Genomic DNA, 23,628 nt, shown 5'->3' on the forward strand with positions numbered 1-23,628 from the left:
AGCGCCGGCGTGGCCGTGGTGGCGTATTTCTTCCCCCGGTGAGTGGTCAGATAGGCAGATAGGCAATGACGGGGCATGTCATGCTGACCCTGTTCCGAGACGCAGTGATCAGCGCTGACCGGCAACAAGAGTGACGGCTCGGAACTGCTGAAGGTCCCAGGCGGTGCAGCATCAGAGATTTCTCCGGCGGGCGAGGAGCGTCGCTGGCGGAGTCCGGGCAACCCCGGTTCTATGAGGCGCCCCGATCGCGCGGATCCAGGTACTCAGCCGCGCTTCAGCTCTTTGGCCATGACGGCGAATAGCGGCGAGTCGAATGACGGCCTCGTTTCGCCCGCCTTGTTGTATTCCCAGCTCTCATACAAGGCCTGGACTTTGTCGTGAGCGGAGTCAACCAGGAGCGTTACGGCATCGGCTTTGATCGATTCGAGTAGTGCGTCATGAAGCTGCTTTGCCCGGCCGGTCCCGCGCCACCGGGGAACTACCTTCAATTCCGACAGTGCGAAGACTGACCCCTTGGTACGGGCCGGCCGTTGGTGGCCTTTCCACCACCCACCCGGCTTGAACATGGCGCCGTATGCATATCCGACAGGGCCGTCCTCTTCCCAACCCAACACACACTGCCAGTTTTCACGTGAGGACCACAGATCGACGAAGTATGAGAAGCGTTCGCGCGAGTGAAACGGGTCTGGATCGTTCGCGTACGCCTCGTCGTGAATGTCGAGCAGCAGGGACCTGATGTCCCGTGCATCGGCATGCGTGTAGTGCTTCAGATCCATTGACTGGACTCCTCGATCCACTGGACGACGTCGGGACTCTTTGAGCCTGTGGCTGTGATCACCTTTCGTGTCGCGGCGAGAGTGTGAGCGGTTCTCCTCGATCCGGAAGAGGGCACCAGCAATGCATGGGCCTGCCTACCTGTCGCACAGGCCAACTCCAGGTCGCCCTGTCTAGCCTGAGTTAGCGACAGGTGGGCTGTGTACAGGGCCCTGTTGCGGGCCCTGCTGTCAGGGATGGCGGTGAGCGTGCGATGCAAGCAGTACTCGGCCCGTACGTGATCATCCAATGCAGACCACAGGAACGAGGACAGAGCGTTCATCTCACTGGCGTCGAAAAACTCGATCCACTCTGGCCGTTGCTCGGCGGCGCTACGGGCGAAGGCACGCTCCGCGTCGGCGAGGGCTCGCAGAGCTTCTGAACGATGTCGGATGCGCGCGAGTCCGTTGGCGTTCCGGATATGTCCGAGAGAGGCGTACAACGGGTCTCTCCGGGCGATGGAGGAGCGCTTCATCACCTCTGCCCCGGCGACGGCTTCGGCGTGGTTCTCGAGTTGCCTGGAGGTGAGGGTCAGATGGTTCCAGACCTGGTACATCGTCTCGCTGTCGCGAGATAAACCGGCGAAGGTCAGAGCCTGGTGGAGATGCGCGCGTGCCCGCTGCGGAGACCTTGCGTCGATGGCTGCGAACGCCGCGGAGCTGAGTACGTTGGCAGCGAGTCGATGAAGCATGTCTCGCACGCGAGTCGAGGACGAGGACACGGCAAGGGTGGACTGAATCCGGGAAGCCAGTCCCACCGCGAGGTTTTCCACCTTCTGTGATCCTCCTACGGCTTGATCCCGTCGGACGATGGTCACGTACTCCTGATGGAATCGCCGGACATCGTTGACTCCAAGGCTCCCCTGGGCGGGTGCGTACGGAGTGGCTATGGTCAGAGCTGCACCGCTCGTGGCGGTGAGGAGCGCACGTCGGTGCACGGGATCTTCCTCCGGTGGTGCGATGCGCTTCTTGCGAGGCACGAACCCTAGGTTTTCGGCGCCGGTACCAAGAACCTTCTCCAGACACAGCCTGATGCGGTCCTGCGGCCACTTGGTTTCGCCGCGCAGCCATCGCCGGATGTCGGCATCGGTGACATTGCCTAGCTTGCCTGTCAGGAGTTCGATCTCGGCGTTGAGCTGACGTGCTAACTCGGCCTGAGAGAAGCCGAGGTCGGCGATCCGTGCTGCGAGGCTGCGGTTCTCCTGTGCCATGTACTCACGGTAACGGTGTGCGATCGCCCAGACACGGGCGAAGGTAAAAATCACCGGGGTCATGCGATGGGGAGACGGGCTCCTTCACCTGTCCGTCGGGCCTCGCTGGCCGTTGACTAGGCATCACCAGGTCAACGGTCGACGGAGGCGGAAGCTCTTCAGCCGGCACGTGTCCGTGCCTGACACCAAAGACCCCCGCGACGCGGCGAACGTCCGGGGGCGTGGCCACCAACCCCACGGAGGTTGACGACGTGAGCAAACATATCCGAACGATCCTCGAATTGCTGCTGCAACTGCTGTTGCCCGCTCCCGGGCGCCATCGAACAGCCGACGCCGCGACGCCCGCCCCGCCCCGTGCCGCCGTGCCCGTACCCGCCCTGACCTGCGTACCTGCTTCTGTCTGCTCCGCGGACCCGCCCACGCTCCGCCTCACTCGCGTCCCGGTCGGTGAGCGCTTCTCGATCGCCGGGGACACCGACCCCGTGGGGTTGTACGTCCTCCGGTACGAGCGGGAGCGAGCGCTGGGAGCGACGCGGTGAGCGCGGACAAGCCCTTGCCCAAGCCGCAGGAGGCGCAGCAGGGCTCGTCCAACCGCCCGACGCCGAAAGAGTTGGACGCGCGGGCGGAGGCACTGAAGAAGGAGATCGACAAGCACCTGGGGCGGGGGACGGTGCGATGACCAACGAAACCCGAGCCTGCGCAAAGTGCCAGCTGTACAAGGCGCTCCGGGAGAAGGCGAAGCAGGAGGGCGACTACGACCGGGCCGGCGACTACGAGGCACTCCGCCGTCGTCACCCGTCCCACACCCAGCCGGACCGGACGGCCCGATGGGGGTTGCCCGTATGAGCCAGCCGACGCCGTACAAGGGCCCCAAAGTAGGCCACGAAGCCTACGACGCCGCCACAGGGCGCGTGGGCGTTCTGCAGGCTGTCTGTCACGTTGACGATCTCGCCTTCGACCACAAGATGCCGGGACCGCGCGTTGCGTTCCTGCGTCCGGCTGAGGGAGGGCGGGAGTGGCTGACCGACGCTGAGAATGTCAGGTTCCCCGAGGAAGCGAGATCGCATCTCGCCCTTGGTGACGAGTCGCCATGGTCGTGACCGCAATGGCAGTAGCCCCATAGCCAAACCAGACCCCCGCTTGGTCGTCCTCGTGGCTGTTGATGGCCGGGCGGGTCAGCAAGTGCACGGCGGCGCTGGGAAGTCCCCTGCGTTGGCAGAGCACAAGGAGGAAAGGTGGAGGAGTTCACGCCCCCGCCGAGGCGCGCTCGTCGCTTCGAGAGGTTGTTCACGACCAAGGTGCAGCGCCGGGTTCAGTCACCGGCTGAGACGCACGAGTACAAGAAGACCTCGGGTTCGTCTGACGGTGCCAAGACGTACGACACCACCGCCACCTGAGTCTGTCGGTCTCAACGCCCGAGGGGTGCGGTCTCACCGCCCCCTCGGGCCCGTCGGAAGGGAGAGCACACTTGATCAAGGTACGCCTCACCCCGTACGCAAGCACGGCATGGACGTGGGACGGCAGCAGCTACGTCACGGCCGACAGGACGAGCGAGATCACGCCATACGCCCACCCGATGCTGGAACAGGTCGCCGTCACGGACGGGAGCCGCACTCTCCTCGTCGTACGTGAACGCGTCGCAGGCCGGGAGACCACCGATCCGAGTCCCCGCAATCTCCCGCCGGGAGACTTCGACAAGGCCCGCACGCTGGCCGAACAGTGGCCTACGGACTACGTGCTCGTGGAGACCGCCCCTGGTGACCCCTGCCGCGTCACCGCAGGCCCCGGAGGCATCGCACCGCTCTACGTCGCGCACGACCGTACGAGCCTGCACGGGTCGTGGGACATGGCCGACCTCGCCGAACACGCCGTCGGGCTGAGCCCTCGCGAAGTCGCGCGGCTGCTGGTCTACCGGCCCCGGTACAGCGCCGAAACCGTCTTCCGAGGCATTCACCGAGTGACCGAGCGCACGACGGCGGTCTTCGGCGGTCACCTGTACCTGCACTACCCCGAACCCGCCTTGCACAGTGGCCCGCGTGAACTGAAGCCTGATGCCGATGTGCTCGGCGCCTTCGTCAACGCCATGGACGACGCCCTTGACCTCCGGCCGCTCGACTCTGTGGAGACAGTGCTTCACCTGACGGGCGGGTTCGATTCCGGCACCGTGGGCACCCGTCTCGCGGAGCGCTACCCGAACCGGTTCCCCACGGCCGCCCTCCTCATCGGCGGCCCCGGGCGTGCTCACCAGATCCGGCGGCGTACCGAAATCCTCAGAACCCTCCCGTTCGCCGAGCCGGATCACCTGATCGACGCCATGGAGTACGCCCCGCTGTCGGCCGACTGCGCGCGTGTCCGGGGCGAGCGCATCAGCCCGTACGAGGAACCCTTGCACCGCCCGTTCACTCGACTGACCGACGTGCTGGCCGAGCACGGGGCCCGCGTGGTCGTGACGGGACTCGGCGGGGACGAAATGGTGGCCCTCTCGCAGGACGAGTACCCGCACAAGTCCATGGGCGAGATCAGCGACGCGCTTCCCTGGGTCGGCCAACGAGCACGGGCGGCGCTCGAATACGCGGACGACGGCATCGCACCGCCCGCCGCAGTCAACAGCATGACCTTGCTGTCTCTGGAGACCACGGCCCCCGTGCTGATGCGAGCCGGCATCTGGCCCCTGCACCCCTTCGCCGACCCCGGCATGGTCCAACTCGGAGAGTGGCTTCCCATGCACTGGCGCGAGCTCAAGCAACTTCAGCGGCGACGTCTCGCCTCACTTGGGCTGAGCCCGGACGTCACCGAGTCCCGCGTGCGGGAGTCTTTCGCAGAAGTCGTCCAACACTCACTGACCACGTACGCCCGGCAGTTGTTCGCCCGGATGCTCATCGACGGTTCGCCGCTCTTCGACGAACAGCTGGTCGACCCTGATGGCCTGCGCCTGGCCGTGCGACGACTGGCCGAAGAGCCCTACCGCGAAGACGGTGACGCGCAGCTCCTCGAAGTGCTGGATCTGCACTTCGCCGCCCAAGCCTTCCTGTAAACCATGCGGGTAATCACACCGGTTTGCCGCCGACCGATCGCAGGAGACAAGGTGTTCGCAATGCGCCCGGCCACCGCCGACGACATCCCTGCCGTAGAGAACATGATCCTCGCCCGCTCTGCGTGGCTGGAGGAGCGAGGGCATCCGAGCTGGCGGGAGAACGCTACCGAACTCGCACGGCAGGCAGAGAACTCTGACGGTGATGTGTGGGTCCTCGCCGAGGACGGCGGACAGGTTATCGGGTGCACCACCGTGCAGGAACAGACCCCACCCTGGGGCTGGACGCAAGACGAGCTGAGCGAGTCGGCCCACTACCTCTACTCGACAGTCACCGACCCCGCGCACTGTGAGAGGAAGCCGGGAACCGTCATGGGACTGTGGGCGGTGGACCGGGCTGCCCGGGAGGGGAAGGCATGGGTCCGTCGTGGCTGCAACTTCCCCGGATTGGTGAGGTACAACGAGACCCAGGGCTTCAGCCTGGTGCACGAAGTGCGGCGCACGAACAACCGGGTCTACCTGATGAGCCGACGGGCCGAGCGCATCGCTGACCTCGAAGAGAGGTTCCAGGCCCTGTAGCCGCATCGCGAAGGCCCTGCTCAATGTTTCGGCAGGCGTTGAGCGGGGCTCTCCTGCCGATATGCGGCTCCGCCGCGTGGAGCCGGACACTGTCCGGAACTAGCCCGCGAGGTCGCGGCCGAGGTCGCGCAGCGGGCCGCCGACCCGCTGCGCGAGGCCGTCGCGCAGCTCGGTCAGCCGCTCGATGCGCTCGTCGAGATACGCCAGCCGGCGCCGGACGATCATGTTGGGGAGAGTGCACAGGCCCGGCTCCCCGTCGGCCCGGGGCTCGCTGGGCGCGGGGCGGTCGCGGCGGTTCGCGGGGAGCGCTTCGATGGCCGCCACGAGGGCCCGTACGTCCTCGATGGTCAGGCCCGCGGTCAGCAGCTCGCGCACGGCGCGCAGATGTCGTACGTCCTCGGCCGTGTAGTCGCGGTGGCCGGAGGGCGTGCGGCGCGTGGTGAGCAGCCCGCGCTGTTCGTAGTAGCGCAGCGCCCGCGGCGTCAGCCCGGCGGCAGCCGCCGCGTCCCCGATCCGCATGGGTGTCTCCCCGTCCCCCGGCCTCTTCCGTGCTTTCCGTGCTCCTGCACTGAGGGCCATTGTCGCGCCGGGCCGCCTACAACTCCACCAGCACCGCGCCGACATGGCGGCCCTCGACCAGCTCGCACAGCGCCCGCGGCGCCTGCTCGACGCCCCGCAGACGGGTGTGCGGGTAGGTCATCGTGCCCTCGCTCAGCGCGCGGCCGAATTCGCGCTCGTACTCCGGGTACGCGTCCAGGTGGTCGAAGGCCGCGATGCCGCGCAGCGTGATCCCCCGTGCGATGAGGTCGAAGGTGCTGATCCGGGTGGTGGCCAGGGCGTCGCCGGTCAGCTGGGCGGCCAGCGCGCCGACGAGGGCGAAGTGGGCGCCCCGGCGGGCCACGGCCAGCGCGGCCAGCAGCTGCTCGCCGCCGACGTTGTCGAAGAGCACATCGATGCCGTCGGGGGCCGCCTCGCGCAGCTGGTCCTCGATCGGCCCGGCGCCCCGGACCACGGCCGCGTCGTAGCCGAGCTCCTTGACCAGGTACTCGGCCTTGCGCCGGGAGCCGGTGGAGCCGATGACCCGGGCGGCGCCGCGCAGCCGGGCGAACTGTCCGGCCAGCGTGCCGACCCCGCCGGCCGCGCCGGTGACGAACACGGTGTCCCCGTCCCGTACCTCGGCCCCGCGCACCACCCCCAGCCAGGCGGCGAAGCCCTGCGACAGATACGCGGCGGGGTCGGGCAGCGCCCCCGGGCTCAGCCGCTCCGCCTCGGCGGCGTCCACGACGGCGTACTCGCGCCAGCCCAGCCGGTGCCGGACCAGCTCGCCGGGGGCGAGGCCGGTGCCGGGCGCGGCGACCACCTCGCCGATGGCCGGGCCGTGCATGGTGTCGCCGGGCCGTTGCAGCAGTTGGGGCAGGGCGAAGCTGCCGGGGTCGGACACCGTGAGGGGCCGCATCACGGCGGCGACGCTCATGAGCTGGTTGCGTACGAGCACCTGGCCGGGGCCGGGCTCGGGCACGGGGGCGGTGACGACCTCGAAGTGGTCGGGGGTGAGCGTGTCGTGGGGCCGGGCGGCCAGCAGCACCTGGCGGTGGGTGGCGGGCACGGGCAGCGGCATGGAGCGCTCCTCGGTATGGCGGGGTCCGGCGGGAGTGGCGGTGTGGCGGTGGAGCGGAACGCCCAGACGGTAAGACCTGACGTATACGTCAACCGCAAGCCCGTCCCCCCGGAACACTCCGTGAGGCGTATTGACTAGCTCTATTCATCATGGCAAAGATGTGAATATCTCGATCCAGTCGACGGCAGGGAGGCACGGCCCATGTCAGGACCGCGACCCGTACGCGCACCGCGCGGCACCGAGCTCAGTGCCCGGGGGTGGCAACAGGAAGCCGCCCTGCGGATGCTTCAGAACAACCTCGACCCGGAGGTCGCCGAGCACCCGGACAAGCTCGTCGTCTACGGCGGCACGGGCAAGGCGGCCCGCGACTGGCGCTCGTTCGATGCCATGGTCCGTACGCTCACCACGCTGAAGCAGGACGAGACGATGCTGGTCCAGTCGGGCCGGCCGGTCGGCGTGATGCAGACCCACGAGTGGGCGCCGCGCGTGCTGATCGCCAACTCCAACCTGGTCGGCGACTGGGCCAACTGGGAGGAGTTCCGCCGCCTGGAGGCGCTCGGCCTGACCATGTACGGCCAGATGACCGCGGGCTCGTGGATCTATATCGGCACCCAGGGCATCCTCCAGGGCACCTACGAGACCTTCGCCGCGGTCGCCGCGAAGCTGCATTCAATGGGTAAAGGGGTCAACGGCACCCTGGCCGGGACCATCACCCTGACCGCCGGGCTCGGCGGCATGGGCGGCGCCCAGCCGCTCGCGGTCACCATGAACGACGGCGTCGCCCTCTGCATCGACTGCGACCCGCGCGCCATCGAACGCCGCATCGACCACCGCTACCTGGACGTACGGGCCGACAGCCTGGACCACGCCCTCCAGCTGGCCGTCGAGGCGCGCGACGCCAGGCGGCCGCTGTCCATCGGCGTCCTGGGCAACGCGGCCGAGCTGGTCCCCCAGCTGCTCGCGATGAACGCCCCCATCGACATCGTCACCGACCAGACCAGCGCCCACGACCCGCTGGCGTATCTGCCCCTGGGCGTGGACTTCGACGAGATGGCCTCGTACGCGGCCGAGAAGCCCGCCGACTTCACCCAACGGGCGCGCGAGGCCATGGCAAAGCACGTCGAGGCCATGGTCGGCTTCATGGACGCGGGCGCCGAGGTCTTCGACTACGGCAACTCGATCCGCGGCGAGGCCCAGCTGGCCGGATACGACCGCGCCTTCGCCTTCCCCGGCTTCGTGCCCGCCTACATCCGCCCCCTCTTCGCCGAGGGCAAGGGCCCCTTCCGCTGGGCGGCCCTGTCCGGCGACCCCAAGGACATCGCGGCCACCGACAAGGCCATCCTCGACCTCTTCCCGGAGAACGAGTCGCTGGCCCGCTGGATCAAGCTGGCGGGGGAGCGGGTCCACTTCCAGGGCCTGCCCGCCCGGATCTGCTGGCTCGGCTATGGCGAGCGCGACAAGGCGGGCGAGCGCTTCAACGAGATGGTGGCCGACGGCACGCTCGCCGCGCCGCTCGCGATCGGCCGCGACCACCTGGACTGCGGCTCGGTGGCCTCCCCGTACCGCGAGACCGAGGCGATGCTCGACGGCTCGGACGCGATCGCGGACTGGCCGCTGCTCAACGCCATGGTCAATGTCGCCTCGGGCGCCTCCTGGGTCTCCATCCACCACGGCGGCGGCGTCGGCATGGGCCGCTCCATCCACGCGGGCCAGGTCACCGTCGCCGACGGCACACCGCTGGCGGGTGAGAAGATCCGCCGCGTGCTGACGAACGACCCGGGCATGGGCGTGATCCGCCACGTCGACGCGGGCTACGACCGCGCGGACGAGGTGGCGGCGGAACGCGGCGTGCGCATCCCGATGCGCGAGGAAGAAACGGCATGAGTGTGGGCAATCGTCCCGCGGAGGGGGCACCTCCCAGCGGTAGCTGGGGGAGGGACGGGTGGGCACACCCCACCCACCGGCCCGCACCCGCCCGCGAAACGGAATCCACCCCCGGGCCGGGCGCCTCCTTCCACGAGATGTGGCGCGACCTCCTCCCCATCGGCCGCAACGCACAAACCCACGGCTACCGCCGCTACGCCTGGACCGGCGCCGACGCCGACTGCCGCGCCTGGTTCCGCGCCCAGGCCGAGACCCGTGGCCTCGGCTACGAGGAGGACCGCAACGGCAACCAGTGGGCCTGGCTCGGCGACCCGACCGCCGGGGACGCCGTCGTGACCGGCTCGCACCTGGACTCCGTGCCGGACGGCGGCGCCTTCGACGGCCCCCTCGGCGTCGTCTCCTCCTTCGCCGCGCTGGACGAGCTCCGCTCACGCGGGGCGCGCCCCGCCAAGCCGCTCGCCGTCGTCAACTTCGGCGACGAGGAGGGCGCCCGCTTCGGCCTGGCCTGCGTGGGCTCGCGGTTGACCGCCGGGCAGCTGAGCGCCGAGCAGGCGCATGCGCTGCGCGACGGCGACGGGGTGAGCCTGGCGCAGGCCATGGAGCGTGCCGGATACGACCCGGAGGCGATTGGCCCCGACCCGGAGCGGCTGGCCCGCATCGGCGCGTTCGTGGAGCTGCACATCGAGCAGGGCCGCGCGCTCGCAGAGACGGTGCACCCCGTCGGCGTGGCCTCCGCGATCTGGCCGCACGGCCGCTGGCGGTTCGACTTCCACGGCGAGGCCAACCACGCCGGGACGACCCGGCTGGAGGACCGCCGCGACCCGATGCTGACCTACGCCAACACCGTCCTGGCCGCCCGTAAGAAGGCCCGGGTCGCCGGGGCGCTGGCGACTTTCGGCAAGGTCAGTGTGGAGCCGAACGGCGTCAACGCCATCGCCTCGCTGGTACGGGGCTGGCTGGACTCGCGGGCCGCCGACGAGGAGACGCTCGCGGCCGTCGTCGGCGAGATCGAGCGCGCGGCCGTCGAGCGCGGACAGCGGGACGGCGTGGACGTCAAGGTCACGCGGGAGTCGTTCACACCGGTGGTGGAGTTCGCCCATGGCCTCCGCGACGAGCTGGCACGGCTGCTCGGCGGCGTCCCCGTCCTGCCCACCGGCGCGGGACACGACGCGGGCATTTTGTCCGCGTCCGTGCCGACCGCCATGCTGTTTGTAAGGAACCCCACCGGCGTCTCGCACTCACCCGTCGAGACGGCGGCCGAGGATGACTGCCTCGCCGGGGTGACGGCACTCGCTGACGTACTGGAGGGCCTGGCGTGTCGCTGACGGCGCAGACCTACTGGGCGGAGCACGCCTGGCTGGGCGAAACCGTGGAGTCGAACGTGCTCATCGTGACGGCGGTCGACGGCCGGATCAAGGAGGTACGGGCGAACACGCCCGTGCCGCCCGCCGGTGCCGTCGGGCTGCACGGCCTGACCCTCCCGGGCCTGGCCAACGCCCACAGCCACGCCTTTCACCGCGCCCTGCGCGGCGTGGTCCAGGCCGGCAGCGGCACGTTCTGGACCTGGCGTGAGGTGATGTACGGCGTCGCGGACAAGCTCACCCCGGAGAGCTACTTCGAGCTCGCCCGCGCCGTCTACGCCGAGATGACCATGGCGGGCATCACCTGCGTCGGCGAGTTCCACTATCTCCACCACGCACCCGGCGGCACCCGCTACGACAGCCCCAACGCGATGGGGGAGGCCCTGATCGCGGCCGCCGCCGAGGCCGGGATCCGGATCACCCTCCTCGACACCTGCTATCTCTCCTCCGGCTTCGGGGCCGAGCCCAACCCCCACCAGCTGCGCTTCTCCGACGGCACGGCGGAGGCCTGGGCGGAGCGGGTGTCCGCGCTCAAGGGCGACGGCAACACCCGTATCGGCGCGGCCGTCCACTCGGTGCGGGCGGTGCCCGCGGACCAGATCGGGACCGTCTCCGGCTGGGCCGACCACCACGCGGCGCCCCTCCACGTCCACCTCTCCGAGCAGACCGCCGAGAACGACGCCTGCGTCGAGGCACACGGCTTCACCCCGACCCGGCTGCTCGCCGACCACGGTGTGCTGGGCCCGCGCACCACGGCCGTGCACGCCACCCACCTCACCCCCGGGGACATCCGGCTCCTGGGCCACTCGGCCACCGGGGTGTGCATGTGCCCCACCACCGAGCGTGACCTCGCCGACGGCATCGGCCCGGCCGCCCAGCTGCAGACCGCGGGCTCCGCCCTCTCCCTGGGCAGCGACAGCCACGCCGTGATCGACATCCTGGAAGAGGCGCGCGCCATGGAGATGGACGAGCGGCTGCACACCCGCACCCGGGGCCACTGGAGCGCGGCCCGGCTACTGCGCGCCGCCACCATCGACGGCCACGCCGCCCTCGGCTGGGGGGACGACGCGGGCCGGATCGAGCCCGGCGCGCTCGCCGACCTCACGACGATCGCGCTGGATTCCGTCCGCACGGCGGGACCGCCGCCCCGGCTCGGGGCCGAGACGGCCGTATTCGCGGCGACCAACGCGGATGTACGGCATACCGTGGTCGGAGGGCGCCATGTCGTACGGGACGGGGCGCACCAGCTCGTCCCGCGTGTCCCCGAGGCCCTGGCCGAGTCCATCGCGGCTCTGCGGGACTGAGCCGCGACCCCACTAACGGCCTGCACGGCCCGAACGGCCCGCGCGGCCCTACGCGCGGCCCTATGAAGGAGAGCGCCCCCGCGATGACGACCGCGACCGCCATCATCGACATCTCCACCCTCGTCACCAACGACCCCTCCCTCGGCGAAGGCCCCCTCGGTCTGATCCAGGACGCGGCCGTCGTCATCGACGGCGACCGCATCGTCTGGGTCGGTGAGTCAAGCAAAGCACCCGCCACTGACAACCAGGTCGACGCGGGCGGCCGGGCGCTCCTCCCCGGCTTCGTCGACTCCCACTCCCACCTGGTCTTCGCGGGCGACCGGACGGAGGAGTTCAACGCCCGGATGTCCGGCCGCCCCTACAGCGCGGGCGGCATCCGCACCACCGTCGCCGCCACCCGCGCCGCCTCCGACCAGGACCTGGACGCGAACGTGGCGCGCTACGTCCGCGAGGCGCGCCGCCAGGGCACCACGACGCTGGAGATCAAGTCCGGCTACGGCCTCACCTCCCAGGACGAGGCCCGCTCGCTGGAGGTCGCCTCCGCCTACACCGACGAGGTCACCTACCTGGGCGCGCATGTCGTGCCGCCCGAGTTCGCCGACGACCCCGCCGCGTACGTCGACCTGGTCACCGGCCCGATGCTGGACCTCTGCGCCCCGCACGCCCGCTGGATCGACGTGTTCTGCGAGCAGGGCGCCTTCGACGGCGACCAGGCCCGTACGATCCTCACCGCCGGAGCGCGGCACGGTCTGACCCCGCGCGTGCACGCCAACCAGCTGACCCAGGGCCCCGGCGTCCAGCTGGCGGTCGAGCTGGGGGCCGCCTCCGCCGACCACTGCACCCATCTCTCCGACGCCGACGTCGACGCCCTGGCCCAGGGCGACACGGTCGCCACCCTCCTGCCGGGCGCGGAGTTCTCCACCCGCTCGCCGTACCCCGACGCGCGCCGCCTGCTGGACGCGGGCGTGACCGTGGCGCTCTCGCCCGACTGCAACCCGGGCTCGTCCTTCACCAGCTCCATGCCCTTCTGCGTGGCGCTGGCCGTCCGCGAGATGGGGATGACCCCGGACGAAGCGGTCTGGGCGGCCACGGCGGGCGGGGCGCGGGCCCTCGCCCGCACCGACGTCGGCCGGGTCGCCCCCGGCGCCCGCGCCGACCTGGCCCTGCTGGACGCCCCCTCGCACGTCCACCTCGCCTACCGCCCCGGCGTCCCCCTCGTCGAGGCGGTCTGGCAGGGCGGCACCCTGATCTGACCCGCGCTACGGCCGCGCTACGCCGACACCTCCAGGACCGCCTTTCCGCGCACCCGGCGGCCGAGCAGCGCCTCGGCCGCCTCGGTGGCCCGTGACCAGTCGCCCCGCCAGGCGATCTGCGGGTCCAGCTCGCCGCGCGCCAGGAGCCCGGCCAGCCACGACAGGTCCGCGGCCAGCCCGTCCGCGTCGTCCAGCAGGAAGTACGTGGTGATGGAGCGGTTGTGCCGGCCGTCGTTGCCGAACAGGGCCCCGTGCGGGAAGCTCTCGCCGTCGCCGCCGCTGTGCCCCAGGGCGACCAGCGTTCCATGCGGGGCCAGGGCCTCGTACGCGGCGACCAGCGCCGCGCCGCCGACCAGGTCGATCACGCCGTGCACCGGCTCGGACGGCTTCGCCGCGGCTGTTTCTCCGGATTCTCCGGAACCCACGAGGACCTCGTGCGCCCCCAGGGCCCGCAGCTCCGCCTCCTTCGACGGATCCGACGTGGCGGCGACGACCTGCGCGCCGCCCCGGGCCGCGAGCTGCACGGCGAAGCGCCCGACCCCGCCGCCCGCGCCCGTCACCAGCACCCGCCGGCCCAGGATCGGCCCGAGGCGGCGCAGCCCGCGCAGCGCGGAGCCCGCGGCCACCGGCAGGGTGCTGACCGCGCCGGGGTCGACGCCGGGCGGGACGGCGGCGAGCAGACCGGTGTCCACCGCGCGCAGCTGGGCCCAGGCTCCGTCGACGCCGAGGGTGACCACGGGCGTTCCGGCGGCCGGGCCCGAGCCGTCCGCCGCCGGCCGGACCACCACGCCCGCCGCGTCCCAGCCGGGCACGGCTCCGTCCTCGCCGCCGGGCACGACGGCGGAGACCTCGCCGTAGTTGAGCGAGAACGCCTCGACCCGGACCAGCGCCTGGTGGGGGGCGGGTTCGGGGTCCGGGACATCGGTGAGGGACAGCAGTCCGGGGGCCGCATGGTCGATCGTCAGTGCGCGCAACTCCGCCTCCGCGGTTCACAGGTGTTGATCAGGTGTTGATCAAGGTGTTGCTCGGGGAATCCGCATAATGCCACTGAGTGGCATAAGCCTTCAAGTGGCAAAAGTGCCGCCGGCGCGCCGGACGGTAGGCTGCCCGGCGTGGTGAACGAACTGCCGCTGCGCGAGCGCAAGAAGCTGCGCACCCGCGAGGCCCTCGTCGAGACGGCTCTGGCGCTCTTCTCGGAGAAGGGATTCGGCGCGGTCACGCTCGATGAGCTGGTGGGCGCGGTGGAGGTGTCCAAGCGCACGTTCTTCCGTACGTTCGCCTCCAAAGAGGACGTCGCGCTCGCGCCCGAGAAGGAGCTGTGGGGCGCGTACACCGCGCGCATCGAGGCGCACCCGCTGACCGGCCCGCTGCTGACGGCGCTCGAGGACACGCTCTTCGCGGCCGTGGCGGACATGGCGGACGGCTGGGAACGCCGCTTCCGCACCAGCCGCGTCCTCGCCGACGGCACGCCGGCGCTGACCGCGCACAGCCTCAGGCACTGCGCGGAGGTCACCGACGCCGTCGTGCGCTCCGTCGCGGGCCGCCGGCCCGCGGCTCCAGGTGCCGAGCTGCGGCTGCGGCTGTTGCTTGAGCTGATGCTGTCGGCGTGGCGCTTCGCGCTCAAGGAGTGGGTGTCGATGCCGGGCGACCCCGGGCGCGAGGCGCTGCGGGCGCGGACGCGGGAGGCGTTGGACGCGATCCCAGGTGTCGCGGAACTGGTTTGCCGAGGGAGCGACCCGAGTAACGAGCACGAGCGCGGGCGCGGATAAGGGCCCGTCCCAAACGGGGGCGGGCCCTTATTCGTCTGCGGTGAGCGCTTACTCCTCGATCATCAGGCCCCTGCGGAGCCGGACGAGTGTGCGCGACAGCAGCCGGGAGACATGCATCTGGGAAATGCCCAGCTCATCACCGATCTCCGATTGCGTCATATTCGCCACGAAGCGCAGCGAGAGAATCTTCCGATCGCGCGGCGAGAGATCCGCGATGAGGGGTTTGAGGGATTCGACATATTCGATGCCCTCAAGTCCGTGGTCCTCATAGCCGATGCGGTCCGCGAGCGCGCCCTCGGTGTCGTCCTCTTCCGGCTGGGCGTCCAGCGAGCTCGCGGTGTACGCGTTGCTCGCGGCCATGCCCTCGATGACCTCGGCGGTGGTGAGGCCCAGCCGCTCGGCCAACTCGGCGGCGGTCGGGGCGCGGTCCAGCCGCTGGGCCAGCTCGTCGCCGGCCTTGGCCAGGTCGAGCCGTAGTTCCTGCAGCCGCCTGGGCACCCGCACCGACCAACTGGTGTCCCGGAAGAAGCGCTTGATCTCGCCGACGATGGTCGGCATCGCGAAGGTGGGGAATTCGACGCCTCGGCAGAGCTCGAAGCGGTCGATGGCCTTGATCAGGCCGATGGTTCCGACCTGGACGATGTCCTCCATGGGTTCGCTGCGGGAGCGGAAGCGGGAGGCGGCGAACTTGACCAGGGCCAGGTTGAGCTCGACCAGGGTGTTGCGCACGTACGCGTATTCGTGCGTGCCTTCCTCGAGGATCTCGAGCCGCTCGAAGAGCGTCTTGGACAGCGCCCGCGCGTCCACCGGTCCCACCGTCTCGTACGGCGGGATCTCCGGTAGGTCGGCCAGCTCGGGCAGGTCCTCGAAAGAATGGCCGGTGGCCGTGGGGCCATCCGGGCCGGATGTGAACTGTTGTGACGACGCGATTGCCGACGAGGCGGTGAGCCGAGTGTCCTGCGTGGCCTGGGTGATCACAGAGGAATCGGTGCGCGATTCGTCGAGCCGGGGTGACATAAGTCTCCTCCATCATTCTCGGCATATGGCTGCCGATGCCATTACGACTGCTGCGGTTTGCGGCGCCTCCAAGCCGGCCGTGGCGGATGTGTTCCTCTACGCCTACCCTCAATCACCCGCAACTAGCAAGTCCATCTTGTCCATATTTGCCGAAGTATGTGGAATGTTCAGGTACCGGCGGGCGTGGAGAAGGCGTAATGTTCGACGCGCGCAATCGAAAGCAACGAGACGCCAGAAGAGGTGCGCACATGGACCGCCAGATGGTCGGCAGCGCAAGCAAGGGCCGACTGCAGGTCGAGGTTCGGCACCATGGGGCGAGCGCGGTCGTGACACCGGCGGGTGAGCTGGATCACCACACCGCCGAGGCGTTGCGCGAACCGCTGGAGGCCTGCGTGGAGGAGGGGCATGCGCGGCTGGTCGTGGACTGTTCCAAGCTGGAGTTCTGTGATTCCACCGGGCTCAACGTCCTCCTCGGCGCCCGACTGAAGGCCGAGGCCGAAGGCGGTGCGGTCCATCTGGTCGCGATGCAGCCGGTCGTGGCCCGTGTGTTCGAGATCACCGGCGCGGAGGCCGTCTTCACGGTGCATGAGTCCCTGGACACGGCGCTCGTCGAGTAGCGGTGGCCCCCTCCTGTTTCCACGTTCCCCGGGTGCGTCTTCGGCGCGTCATGGATACGTAGTCCTCGTCACACGAGACGTTCGGGGGAAGTGGGTGTTCTCACGCTTTCGCCGGGCAGGAGACAGGCTGAAACTGTTGAAAAGATCAGGTATTCCTTCTTCCTGAATCGGCGAATCGGTGAGGTGAAGCCGCTGATGAGCACCACCCGGCCGTACCCGCCGGGCGACCGTGGCCCGGAGCCGGACGGCCCCGCCGCTTCGGCCACCCCGACGGCGACCCCACCCGTCGGGCACATCCGCCAGACCCGCAGGCTCCACCTGATCGGAGCCAGCGGCGCCGTGCCGCGCGCCCGCGACTTCACCCGCGAGGCGCTGCGCGACTGGGGCTGGCTGCCGGCCGTGACGGCCGATCAGCGGGCCGCCGCCGAGGATGTCCTGCTCGTCGTCTCCGAGCTCGTCACCAACGCCTGTCTGCACGCCGACGGGCCCGAGGAGCTGCGCGTCAGCTGCTCGGCGAAGGTGCTCCGGCTCGAAGTGGTGGACCTCGGCTCGGGCACCCCCGCCCCCCGCACCCCGCACCGCGCGGGCCGCCCCGGTGGCCACGGCATGTTCATCGTGCAGCGGCTGTGTCTCGACTGGGGGGTCGTACGGAACCCCGACGGCACCGGCAAGACGGTCTGGGCCGAACTCGCCGCTCCTTCTTGAAGCCCTGGGTTCCAGACGCCTTGGGCTTCTGAAGCCTTGGGCTTCCTGACGCCTTTGGCCACTCCTGGCCACCTGGCGATCTGACGGACGCGGGCCCGCGCGGGCCCCGGTTTCCGTATCTTCACCCGCTGCGCGCCGAACCGGCGCGCACTTTGTCTTCCCTCGGCAAGGTCCCCGGCGTACTGTCAGCGCCCGATCTGATGTGTCGTCAGTAACATTCGGCTGCGGCACTTGACGAGAGGGGATCTCGAGGTGTCCCACACAGAACGCCACGCGGTCGGCCGTGGCGCAGCCCTCGCACTTGCCGCGGCCATGGCCGGTTCGGCCGTACTCCTCACCGCCCCGGCCGCGCGGGCCGCCACCGTCGATGTCAACTACAAGTGCAAGACGCCGATCGGTGACAAGAGCGCCGTGTCACCCATCGACATCAAGTCCGTGAAGAGCGGCAGCGCGTACAAGCTCACCATGTCCTTCCAGAAGGGCGTCTCCTCCAGCCCCGTCGAACTGGGCAAGGGCGCGATGCATCCGAGCGCGCTCATCAAGCTCGGCGGCGCGGAGGCCGGCACGCTCCAGGTCTCCGGGCCCCCCAATGCCGAGGCCATCCCCGCCAACACCCCCATCAAGATCACCGACCTGACGGGTACGTACACCCCGAAGAAGACCGGGAAGGTCACCTTCACCGCCTCGACCCTCACCATCAAGGCGCTGGGCACCACCACGACCTGCACACCGGGCAACAACCCGGGGCCCTCGCTGACCCTGGACGTCACGGGCGCGGGCGGCTCGGGCGGCTCCGGCGGCTCCGGCAGTACAGGCGGGAGCGGTACGAGCGGATCCGGTACGGGCGGCACCAGCGGCACCAGCGGTGCGCAGAGTTCCTCCGGCGGCGGCCTCCCGCAGACCGGACCGGCTGACTCCGCCATCGCCCTCGGCACGCTCGGCGCCACGGTGGTCCTCGCCGGAGCGGCCGGAACGCTCTGGCTGACCCGCCGCAGGCGCCCGCACCGGCTCTAGGCCCCGCGGGGCCACCCGGCACACGGAAGCACGGACATGCGGTCCGCCTCGGGCGGCGGGCCGGGCCGTCGCCGCCCCGCGGCCCCGCACGAGCACGAGCACCAGCACCCAAGGAGCCGCCGATGCCGTCTCGTATCCGCGCAGCATGGACGGTCGCCGCCGTGCCCGCTGTCGCCGCCGCGCTGCTCACCGCGCCCGCCACGGCCGCCGGGCCGGACTGGTCCGCGAGGCCCGCGGCCGGTGGCACGGCCGGGCCGGGCACCGGCGACCGGCAGTACTTCTACCTGGAGGGCGGGCCGGGCAGCGCGCTCCGGGACCGGCTCTCGATCGTCAACCGCGGCAAGCGGCCCCGCACCGTCCAACTGCGCCCCGCCGGCACCACCCCTGACGCATCCTCGGCGGCGCAGGGCAGCGGCGCCTGGATCTCGCTCGCCGCCAAGCGGGTCACGGTCCCGGCCCGCACCCGGGCCGACGTCCCCTTCACCCTCACCGTCCCGCCCGAGGCGCCGCCCGGCGACCACCCCGGAGCCATCGTCGTCACCGGCGGCGGCCGGGAGGCCCGGGTACCGGTGCATCTGCGGGTCAGCGGGCGGACGCTGGCGGCGATCTCCGTCGAGGACGTGAAGGTGGTCAAGGCCGGCGGCGGGGCCACCATCCACTACGCGCTCGTCAACCGCGGCAACACCGTGCTGACGCCCCGGCTGGCGGTGCGCGCCGACGGGCTCTTCGGCGAAGTGCTGCGCCGGGACGCCCGCGGGCTGCCCGTCGAACTGGCGCCGGGCCGCCGGGCGCGGCTCACCGAGAAATGGCCGGACGCGCCCGCCCTCGATTCGGTGGACGTCACCCTCACCGTCACCGCGGCGGGCGGCGCCCACGCGGCCGCCTCCGCCGGTTACACCGCGGTGCCCTGGGGCGTCCTGGCCGGTGCGGCGGCCGTGGCGCTGGGCGCGGTCGCGGGCGCAGGCGCCTGGCTGCTGCGGTGGCGGCGCGGCCGGCACCGCCCCGGCGACGGCGACGGCGACGGCGACGGCGACGGCGACGGCGACGGCGACGCGCCCGCGGAACCGGCGCGGGAGGCACGGGAACCAGCAGGCACGGGGTCAGGAGCGACGACGTGACAGGCCGTACGGACACCCAGCCGACCCCACGCTCGGCACCCGGGCCCACACCAGCACCGGCACCGGGGCCCACAGCCACCCGCGTACGCCGCCCGCTCGCCGCGCTGTTGGCCGTGCTCACGCTCGTCGTGCTCGCCCTGGGCGCACCGCCGCAGGTCCGGGAGGCCGCCGCAGCCGACGGCCCGACCGCGACGGTGTCCAAGGAAGAGGCGGGCGCGGGCGGCACGGTCACCGTGAGCGGGCGGGGATGGCGGCCCCGCGCCCTGCTCATGATGCTCATCTGCGGACAGAACATGATCGGCGGCACCAACTCCTGCGCCAACTCCGACGGCAGAGCGGTCACCACCGACTCGAAGGGCACCTTCCACAAGAAGCTGCCGGTCACCGAGCCGCCCAAGCCCTGTCCGTGCGTCATCCATGTGGCGACCGTCACCGGCGAAGCCGCCTACGCCGATGTGCCGTTCCGGGTCGCGGGGCATCCGGTCGCGCCGCTGCCCAAACAGGAGGGGGCCGGAGGCGAACGGCTGCGGGCGCTGTCGGCGCGGCTCGACGGGTCGAGCGGGCTGCTCACCTGGTTCGGCGCGCCCCCGCAACGCCGCCTGGTGGTCACCGTCGCCAACCTCGGCTCCACACCGGCCCGCGACCCGGTCTTCAAAGTCGGCACCTCCCACGGCGTGTTCGCCCCCTCCTGGGAGGAGCAGCAGTGGCGGGGGACCATACCGGCCGGGAAGAAGGCGCAGGTCAAGCTCCCCGTCGAGCTGTCGGCGGGCGCGCACGGCGACTATCAGGTGTCGCTCAAGTACGGCCGGAAAGTGCTGGTCGAACAGCCGTGGACGGTGGGGCGGCCGTGGGGCGTCACCCTCTTCTGGATCCTGCTGTGCGTGGTGGTCGCGGCGGCGGTCTTCCGCATCGGCATGGCCGTCGTGGACAAGGTGCGGCCACGTACGGCGGTGGTCGCGGCGCGCGGCGGCGATGACGACGGCGGCGGCGCGCTGCCCTGGTTCACCCCGGACACTCTGCCGGGCAGCGCGCTGCCGCACACACAGAGCGCGCGGAGCACACAGAGCGCGCAGAGCACACAGACGCAACACCTTTCCGCACCGTCCCAGGAAAATCGACCGACTTCGAAAGGATCGACGTGAGTACGCAACGAAGAGTGAGCGCGGCAGCGGCTGCGCTGCTGCTCGGCGGTGCGGGCGTGCTGATGGGCGCGGGCACCGCACGGGCGGCCGAGGTCTCGTACGCGACCGAGTGCCTGCCGCCGCCGATCTCCGGCCTGCCTCCGGTGCAGGGCACCACGACGGTGGAGGTGCAGGCCCCGGCGACGGCGAAGGTCGGCGACGAGGTCGAAGTGGTCTGGAAGACGGTGCAGGCCGCCTCCAAGAACCCGCCGATCCTCGACATCGAGGAGAACACCGTCAAGCCGACCGGCACCCTCACGGTGGGCGGGGCGCAGACGGGCGCGCTGGCCATGGAGGGGCCGCGGGAGAACCCGGCGATCCCCAAGGACAGCCCGATGAAGCTGTCCGACATGAAGGGCAAGCTCAAGCTGACGCAGGCGGGGGAGGTGACGCTGACCCCGGGCGCGTACGACATCAACGTCAGCAAGCCGCTGTCCACGGACACCAAGTGTTCGGCGAAGGAGACGGTCAAGGCCGCGGCCACGATCAAGGTGACGGGCAGCGGCGGCACCACGACGGGCGGCTCGACGACCGGAGGCAACACCACCGGGGGCAACACCACCGGGGGCAACACCACGGGCGGTAACACCACCGGGGGCAATACCACCGGGGGTAACACCACGGGCGGCAACACCACCGGGGGTAACACCACGGGCGGTAACACCACCGGTGGCGGCGGGGGCGGCGACTCGTACACCGGCAAGGAGGTCTCGGTCGCCTACGCCTGCAAGACCCCCATCGGCGACAAGAACGCCACCTCCCCGGTGCGCATCAACGCCGTCAAGAACGGCGGGAGCTTCGACCTGACCGTCAAGTTCGGCAAGTCCGTCATGGACAGCCCGGCCGACATCCCCGCGGACTCGGTCAAGCCGTCGATGGACGTCAAGGTCGGCGGCGCGGACAAGGGCACGGTCCCGGTGGTGGGCCCGACCAACAAGGGGCCGATCAAGTCCGGCGAGCCGATCGAGATCCCCGACCTCACCGGCACCTACAAGCCCGGCGCGAGCGGCAAGTCGACGCTCACCCCCGGGGTGCTCACGGTCAAGGCGCTCGGCACGACGACCACCTGCACCCCCGCCAAGGACACCCAGGCCTCGCTTGAGCTGGACACCACGGCCCAGTCCAGCGGCACCTCGGGTGGAAGCAGCAGCAGCGGCGGCACCTCGGGCAGCGGCGGCAGCTCCGGCGGATCCACCGGCGCAAGCACCAGCGGCGGTCTGGCCGAGACCGGCGCCAGTGACCACGGCGGCCTCAAGGCCCTCGGGCTGGTGGCCGGCACGGCCATCCTGCTCGGCGCCGCCGTCTTCACCCTGACCCCCTGGCGCAAGCTGCGCGGCACACGCTGACGCACGGCGTACGGCGTAGGGCGTAGGGCGTACGGAGCAGGGAGTACGGAGCATGCGAGGGGCCCGGCGCGATCACCGCGCGCCGGGCCCCTCACTCATCCGTGCCGCCTCAGTGGACGCCGCCCATCAGCCGCACGACCTTCCGGCGGTACAGGTAGATCGCGACACCGGCCGCCGCGGCCACGGCCGCCTCCAGCGCGATGATCCCCACGCCGCTCAGGTCGACCCCCGCGATGGACAGCAGGCCCGTGGTGCAGTCACCGGCGGTGACGGCCAGGAACCACACGCCCATCATCTGGCTCGCGTACTTCGCGGGCGCCATCTTGGTGGTCACCGAGAGCCCCACCGGCGACAGGCACAGCTCGCCCATGGTCTGGATCAGATAGATCGACACCAGCCACATCGGGCTGACCTTCGTGCCGTCCGAGGCCATCCCCATCGGGACCACGAAGACGAAGAACGACGCGCCGATCAGCATCAGGGCCAGGGCGAACTTCGCCATCGTGCCCGGCTCCCGGCTGCGCCGTGCCAGGGCCAGCCAGGCCCAGGCGAAGACCGGCGCCAGCGCCATCACCATCAGCGGGTTCACGGACTGGAACCAGGAGGACGGGAAGTGCAGACCGAAGATGGTGTCGGCGGTCTTGGTCTCGCCGAAGGTGGACATCGTCGAGCCGCCCTGGTCGTAGATCATCCAGAAGACGGCCGCGGCCACGAAGAACCAGATGTAGCCGCTGACCTTGGTCTGCTCGACCGGGGTGAGGTCCTTGTCGCGCTTGATGCGGACCAGTACGCCGGTCGGGATGATCAGCCCGAGGATGGTGATCGGCACCAGCGCCCAGTTGAGGGTCCAGAGGCCGGTGGCCACCACCACGGAGTAGAAGACCGCGGCGACGACCAGCCAGATCAGGCCCTTGCGCAGCCAGGCGTCGCGCTCCGCGACCGCCAGCGGGGTCGGCACCACGCTGCTGCGCGGGTTGAGGTGGCGGGTGCCGATCAGGAACTGGGCCAGGCCCAGCGCCATGCCGAGCGCGGCGAGCGCGAAGCCCAGGTGCCAGCTGTAGCTCTGGCCGACGGTGCCGATGACCAGGGGAGCGGCGAAGGCACCGAGGTTGATGCCCATGTAGAAGATCGTGAAGCCGCCGTCCCGGCGCGGGTCGGAGGGGCCGTCGTAGAGGTGGCCGACCATCGTGGAGATGTTGGCCTTCAGCAGGCCCGAGCCGAGGGCGACCAGCGCCAGACCGGCGAAGAACGTGGCCTGGCCGGGCACGGCGAGCGCCAGGTGGCCGGCCATGATGATGCCGGCCGCGATGGCGACCGTCTTGCGCGGGCCCCAGACGCGGTCGCCGAACCAGCCGCCCGGCATGGCGAGCAGATAGACCATGGCCAGGTACACCGAGTAGATGGCCACCGCGTTGCCCTCAGGCATCCCCAGGCCGCCGCCCTGGCTGCCGGGCTTGGCGTCCGGGCCTCCGGCGATCAGATACAGGACGAGGAGGGCCCGCATGCCGTAGAAGCTGAAGCGCTCCCACATCTCGGTCATGAAGAGGGTGGCCAGGCCGCGGGGGTGGCCGAAGAAGGTCTTGCCGCCGTTTGCAGGGGTTCCCTGCCCGGCCGCGTCCTTCGTCAGGCTGGACGCCATGGTGGTTCCTTGCATGTGCACACGACGAGGACCTTCGGCGCTGCGTCGCGGCCAAAGGTCCAGAAAAGTTGCTACGGACTCCGTGTCACCATACGACACGCCATGCACGACAATGACCGGTTTGAGATATAGCTCACGGATGGCGTGTGCAACCTTTTGTGCTCCGTCC

Annotated in this window: 24 protein-coding genes; 17 read left to right on the forward strand and 7 right to left on the reverse strand. The window is 70.5% G+C overall.

Going from position 1 to position 23,628, the window contains the following annotated elements; genetic code table 11:
* Positions 1 to 263: 263 nt before the first annotated feature.
* Both ACWY4P_RS31785 and ACWY4P_RS31790 read right to left on the reverse strand, forming a co-directional pair.
* Positions 264 to 776 carry a GNAT family N-acetyltransferase gene (locus tag ACWY4P_RS31785; RefSeq protein ID WP_456203911.1) on the reverse strand — a complete coding sequence of 171 codons (513 nt, stop codon included), beginning with the start codon at positions 774 to 776 and terminating at the stop codon, positions 264 to 266.
* Positions 767 to 2,086, reverse strand: a complete 1,320-nt coding sequence (locus ACWY4P_RS31790; protein WP_456203912.1) for an XRE family transcriptional regulator — start codon at positions 2,084 to 2,086, stop codon at positions 767 to 769. Before ACWY4P_RS31790 ends, ACWY4P_RS31785 begins: the two co-directional genes overlap by 10 nt.
* 188 nt (positions 2,087 to 2,274) lie before the next feature.
* Between ACWY4P_RS31790 and ACWY4P_RS31795 the strand changes: the two genes are divergently transcribed.
* The 6 genes from ACWY4P_RS31795 (at position 2,275) to ACWY4P_RS31820 (ending at position 5,633) form a co-directional block, all read left to right on the forward strand.
* A complete protein-coding gene (locus ACWY4P_RS31795) occupies positions 2,275 to 2,562 on the forward strand; it encodes a hypothetical protein (RefSeq protein ID WP_456203913.1) in 288 nt (95 codons plus the stop codon).
* Entirely contained in the window at positions 2,559 to 2,702 is a 144-nt protein-coding gene (locus tag ACWY4P_RS31800; RefSeq protein ID WP_456203914.1) for a hypothetical protein, read from the forward strand. The genes ACWY4P_RS31795 and ACWY4P_RS31800 overlap by 4 nt, the downstream gene beginning before the upstream one ends.
* On the forward strand, positions 2,699 to 2,869 hold the full coding sequence (locus tag ACWY4P_RS31805; RefSeq protein ID WP_456203915.1) for a hypothetical protein: 171 nt from the start codon (positions 2,699 to 2,701) through the stop codon (positions 2,867 to 2,869). The genes ACWY4P_RS31800 and ACWY4P_RS31805 overlap by 4 nt, the downstream gene beginning before the upstream one ends.
* A gap of 389 nt (positions 2,870 to 3,258) precedes the next feature.
* Positions 3,259 to 3,420, forward strand: coding sequence for a hypothetical protein (locus ACWY4P_RS31810; RefSeq protein ID WP_456203916.1), 162 nt, complete (start codon positions 3,259 to 3,261; stop codon positions 3,418 to 3,420).
* A 71-nt stretch (positions 3,421 to 3,491) separates the two neighbouring features.
* Positions 3,492 to 5,057, forward strand: a complete 1,566-nt coding sequence (locus tag ACWY4P_RS31815; protein WP_456203917.1) for an asparagine synthase-related protein — start codon at positions 3,492 to 3,494, stop codon at positions 5,055 to 5,057.
* A 60-nt stretch (positions 5,058 to 5,117) separates the two neighbouring features.
* The gene (locus ACWY4P_RS31820) at positions 5,118 to 5,633 is read left to right on the forward strand and encodes a GNAT family N-acetyltransferase (protein WP_456213129.1); all 516 of its coding nucleotides are present in this window, start codon (positions 5,118 to 5,120) and stop codon (positions 5,631 to 5,633) included.
* 99 nt (positions 5,634 to 5,732) lie between these two features.
* Here the strand turns inward: ACWY4P_RS31820 and ACWY4P_RS31825 are convergent, their stop codons facing one another.
* Together ACWY4P_RS31825 and ACWY4P_RS31830 are read right to left on the reverse strand one after the other, a co-directional pair.
* Entirely contained in the window at positions 5,733 to 6,152 is a 420-nt protein-coding gene (locus ACWY4P_RS31825) for a MerR family transcriptional regulator (RefSeq protein WP_456203918.1), read from the reverse strand.
* Positions 6,153 to 6,228: 76 nt separating this feature from the next.
* Positions 6,229 to 7,251: an MDR family NADP-dependent oxidoreductase gene (locus ACWY4P_RS31830; protein ID WP_456203919.1), complete on the reverse strand. Its 1,023-nt coding sequence runs from the start codon at positions 7,249 to 7,251 to the stop codon at positions 6,229 to 6,231.
* Positions 7,252 to 7,452: 201 nt separating this feature from the next.
* Here ACWY4P_RS31830 and hutU point away from each other — a divergent pair, with 201 nt between their 5' ends.
* From hutU to hutI, 4 genes are all read left to right on the forward strand, one after another.
* On the forward strand, positions 7,453 to 9,135 hold the full coding sequence (gene hutU, locus ACWY4P_RS31835) for a urocanate hydratase (RefSeq protein WP_456203920.1): 1,683 nt from the start codon (positions 7,453 to 7,455) through the stop codon (positions 9,133 to 9,135).
* A 137-nt stretch (positions 9,136 to 9,272) separates the two neighbouring features.
* Positions 9,273 to 10,460 carry an allantoate amidohydrolase gene (locus ACWY4P_RS31840; RefSeq protein WP_456213130.1) on the forward strand — a complete coding sequence of 396 codons (1,188 nt, stop codon included), beginning with the start codon at positions 9,273 to 9,275 and terminating at the stop codon, positions 10,458 to 10,460.
* Entirely contained in the window at positions 10,457 to 11,800 is a 1,344-nt protein-coding gene (locus tag ACWY4P_RS31845) for a formimidoylglutamate deiminase (protein WP_456213131.1), read from the forward strand. The genes ACWY4P_RS31840 and ACWY4P_RS31845 overlap by 4 nt, the downstream gene beginning before the upstream one ends.
* An 83-nt stretch (positions 11,801 to 11,883) precedes the next feature.
* Positions 11,884 to 13,053 (forward strand): imidazolonepropionase, encoded by a 1,170-nt coding sequence (hutI, locus tag ACWY4P_RS31850; protein ID WP_456203921.1) that lies wholly within the window; start codon positions 11,884 to 11,886, stop codon positions 13,051 to 13,053.
* A 17-nt stretch (positions 13,054 to 13,070) separates the two neighbouring features.
* On the opposite strand, the gene ACWY4P_RS31855 is transcribed toward hutI, so the two are convergent.
* Entirely contained in the window at positions 13,071 to 14,027 is a 957-nt protein-coding gene (locus ACWY4P_RS31855) for a zinc-binding dehydrogenase (protein ID WP_456203923.1), read from the reverse strand.
* Positions 14,028 to 14,165: 138 nt separating this feature from the next.
* Between ACWY4P_RS31855 and ACWY4P_RS31860 the strand changes: the two genes are divergently transcribed.
* The gene (locus tag ACWY4P_RS31860) at positions 14,166 to 14,822 is read left to right on the forward strand and encodes a TetR/AcrR family transcriptional regulator (RefSeq protein WP_456203924.1); all 657 of its coding nucleotides are present in this window, start codon (positions 14,166 to 14,168) and stop codon (positions 14,820 to 14,822) included.
* 48 nt (positions 14,823 to 14,870) lie between these two features.
* Here ACWY4P_RS31860 and ACWY4P_RS31865 read toward each other — a convergent pair whose 3' ends face one another.
* Positions 14,871 to 15,839: an RNA polymerase sigma factor SigF gene (locus ACWY4P_RS31865; RefSeq protein ID WP_456203925.1), complete on the reverse strand. Its 969-nt coding sequence runs from the start codon at positions 15,837 to 15,839 to the stop codon at positions 14,871 to 14,873.
* 248 nt (positions 15,840 to 16,087) lie between these two features.
* Between ACWY4P_RS31865 and ACWY4P_RS31870 the strand changes: the two genes are divergently transcribed.
* From ACWY4P_RS31870 to ACWY4P_RS31895, 6 genes are all read left to right on the forward strand, one after another.
* Positions 16,088 to 16,456, forward strand: a complete 369-nt coding sequence (locus ACWY4P_RS31870; protein ID WP_456203926.1) for an STAS domain-containing protein — start codon at positions 16,088 to 16,090, stop codon at positions 16,454 to 16,456.
* A 195-nt stretch (positions 16,457 to 16,651) separates the two neighbouring features.
* The gene (locus ACWY4P_RS31875; protein WP_456203927.1) at positions 16,652 to 17,161 is read left to right on the forward strand and encodes an ATP-binding protein; all 510 of its coding nucleotides are present in this window, start codon (positions 16,652 to 16,654) and stop codon (positions 17,159 to 17,161) included.
* A 312-nt stretch (positions 17,162 to 17,473) separates the two neighbouring features.
* Positions 17,474 to 18,175 (forward strand): LPXTG cell wall anchor domain-containing protein, encoded by a 702-nt coding sequence (locus ACWY4P_RS31880; RefSeq protein WP_456213132.1) that lies wholly within the window; start codon positions 17,474 to 17,476, stop codon positions 18,173 to 18,175.
* Positions 18,176 to 18,297: 122 nt separating this feature from the next.
* A complete protein-coding gene (locus ACWY4P_RS31885) occupies positions 18,298 to 19,293 on the forward strand; it encodes a COG1470 family protein (protein WP_456203928.1) in 996 nt (331 codons plus the stop codon).
* The gene (locus ACWY4P_RS31890) at positions 19,290 to 20,435 is read left to right on the forward strand and encodes a hypothetical protein (RefSeq protein ID WP_456203929.1); all 1,146 of its coding nucleotides are present in this window, start codon (positions 19,290 to 19,292) and stop codon (positions 20,433 to 20,435) included. Before ACWY4P_RS31885 ends, ACWY4P_RS31890 begins: the two co-directional genes overlap by 4 nt.
* A gap of 14 nt (positions 20,436 to 20,449) precedes the next feature.
* Positions 20,450 to 21,820 (forward strand): hypothetical protein, encoded by a 1,371-nt coding sequence (locus ACWY4P_RS31895; protein WP_456203930.1) that lies wholly within the window; start codon positions 20,450 to 20,452, stop codon positions 21,818 to 21,820.
* Positions 21,821 to 21,929: 109 nt separating this feature from the next.
* Here the strand turns inward: ACWY4P_RS31895 and ACWY4P_RS31900 are convergent, their stop codons facing one another.
* Entirely contained in the window at positions 21,930 to 23,459 is a 1,530-nt protein-coding gene (locus tag ACWY4P_RS31900; protein ID WP_456203931.1) for a peptide MFS transporter, read from the reverse strand.
* Between the last annotated feature and the right edge of the window lie 169 nt (positions 23,460 to 23,628).

Source organism: Streptomyces sp. LZ34, from assembly GCF_053890475.1.

Bases quoted from the DNA above. Each gene is read 5' to 3' on its own strand.
- ACWY4P_RS31785 (WP_456203911.1), bottom strand. From the start codon at position 776: ATGGATCTGAAGCACTACACGCATGCCGATGCACGGGACATCAGGTCC.
- ACWY4P_RS31790 (WP_456203912.1), bottom strand. From the start codon at position 2,086: ATGACCCCGGTGATTTTTACCTTCGCCCGTGTCTGGGCGATCGCACAC.
- ACWY4P_RS31805 (WP_456203915.1), top strand. From the start codon at position 2,699: ATGACCAACGAAACCCGAGCCTGCGCAAAGTGCCAGCTGTACAAGGCG.
- ACWY4P_RS31820 (WP_456213129.1), top strand. From the start codon at position 5,118: ATGCGCCCGGCCACCGCCGACGACATCCCTGCCGTAGAGAACATGATC.
- ACWY4P_RS31825 (WP_456203918.1), bottom strand. From the start codon at position 6,152: ATGCGGATCGGGGACGCGGCGGCTGCCGCCGGGCTGACGCCGCGGGCG.
- ACWY4P_RS31830 (WP_456203919.1), bottom strand. From the start codon at position 7,251: ATGCCGCTGCCCGTGCCCGCCACCCACCGCCAGGTGCTGCTGGCCGCC.
- hutU (WP_456203920.1), top strand. From the start codon at position 7,453: ATGTCAGGACCGCGACCCGTACGCGCACCGCGCGGCACCGAGCTCAGT.
- ACWY4P_RS31840 (WP_456213130.1), top strand. From the start codon at position 9,273: ATGTGGCGCGACCTCCTCCCCATCGGCCGCAACGCACAAACCCACGGC.
- hutI (WP_456203921.1), top strand. From the start codon at position 11,884: ATGACGACCGCGACCGCCATCATCGACATCTCCACCCTCGTCACCAAC.
- ACWY4P_RS31865 (WP_456203925.1), bottom strand. From the start codon at position 15,839: ATGTCACCCCGGCTCGACGAATCGCGCACCGATTCCTCTGTGATCACC.
- ACWY4P_RS31870 (WP_456203926.1), top strand. From the start codon at position 16,088: ATGGACCGCCAGATGGTCGGCAGCGCAAGCAAGGGCCGACTGCAGGTC.
- ACWY4P_RS31875 (WP_456203927.1), top strand. From the start codon at position 16,652: ATGAGCACCACCCGGCCGTACCCGCCGGGCGACCGTGGCCCGGAGCCG.
- ACWY4P_RS31880 (WP_456213132.1), top strand. From the start codon at position 17,474: ATGGCCGGTTCGGCCGTACTCCTCACCGCCCCGGCCGCGCGGGCCGCC.
- ACWY4P_RS31885 (WP_456203928.1), top strand. From the start codon at position 18,298: ATGCCGTCTCGTATCCGCGCAGCATGGACGGTCGCCGCCGTGCCCGCT.
- ACWY4P_RS31900 (WP_456203931.1), bottom strand. From the start codon at position 23,459: ATGGCGTCCAGCCTGACGAAGGACGCGGCCGGGCAGGGAACCCCTGCA.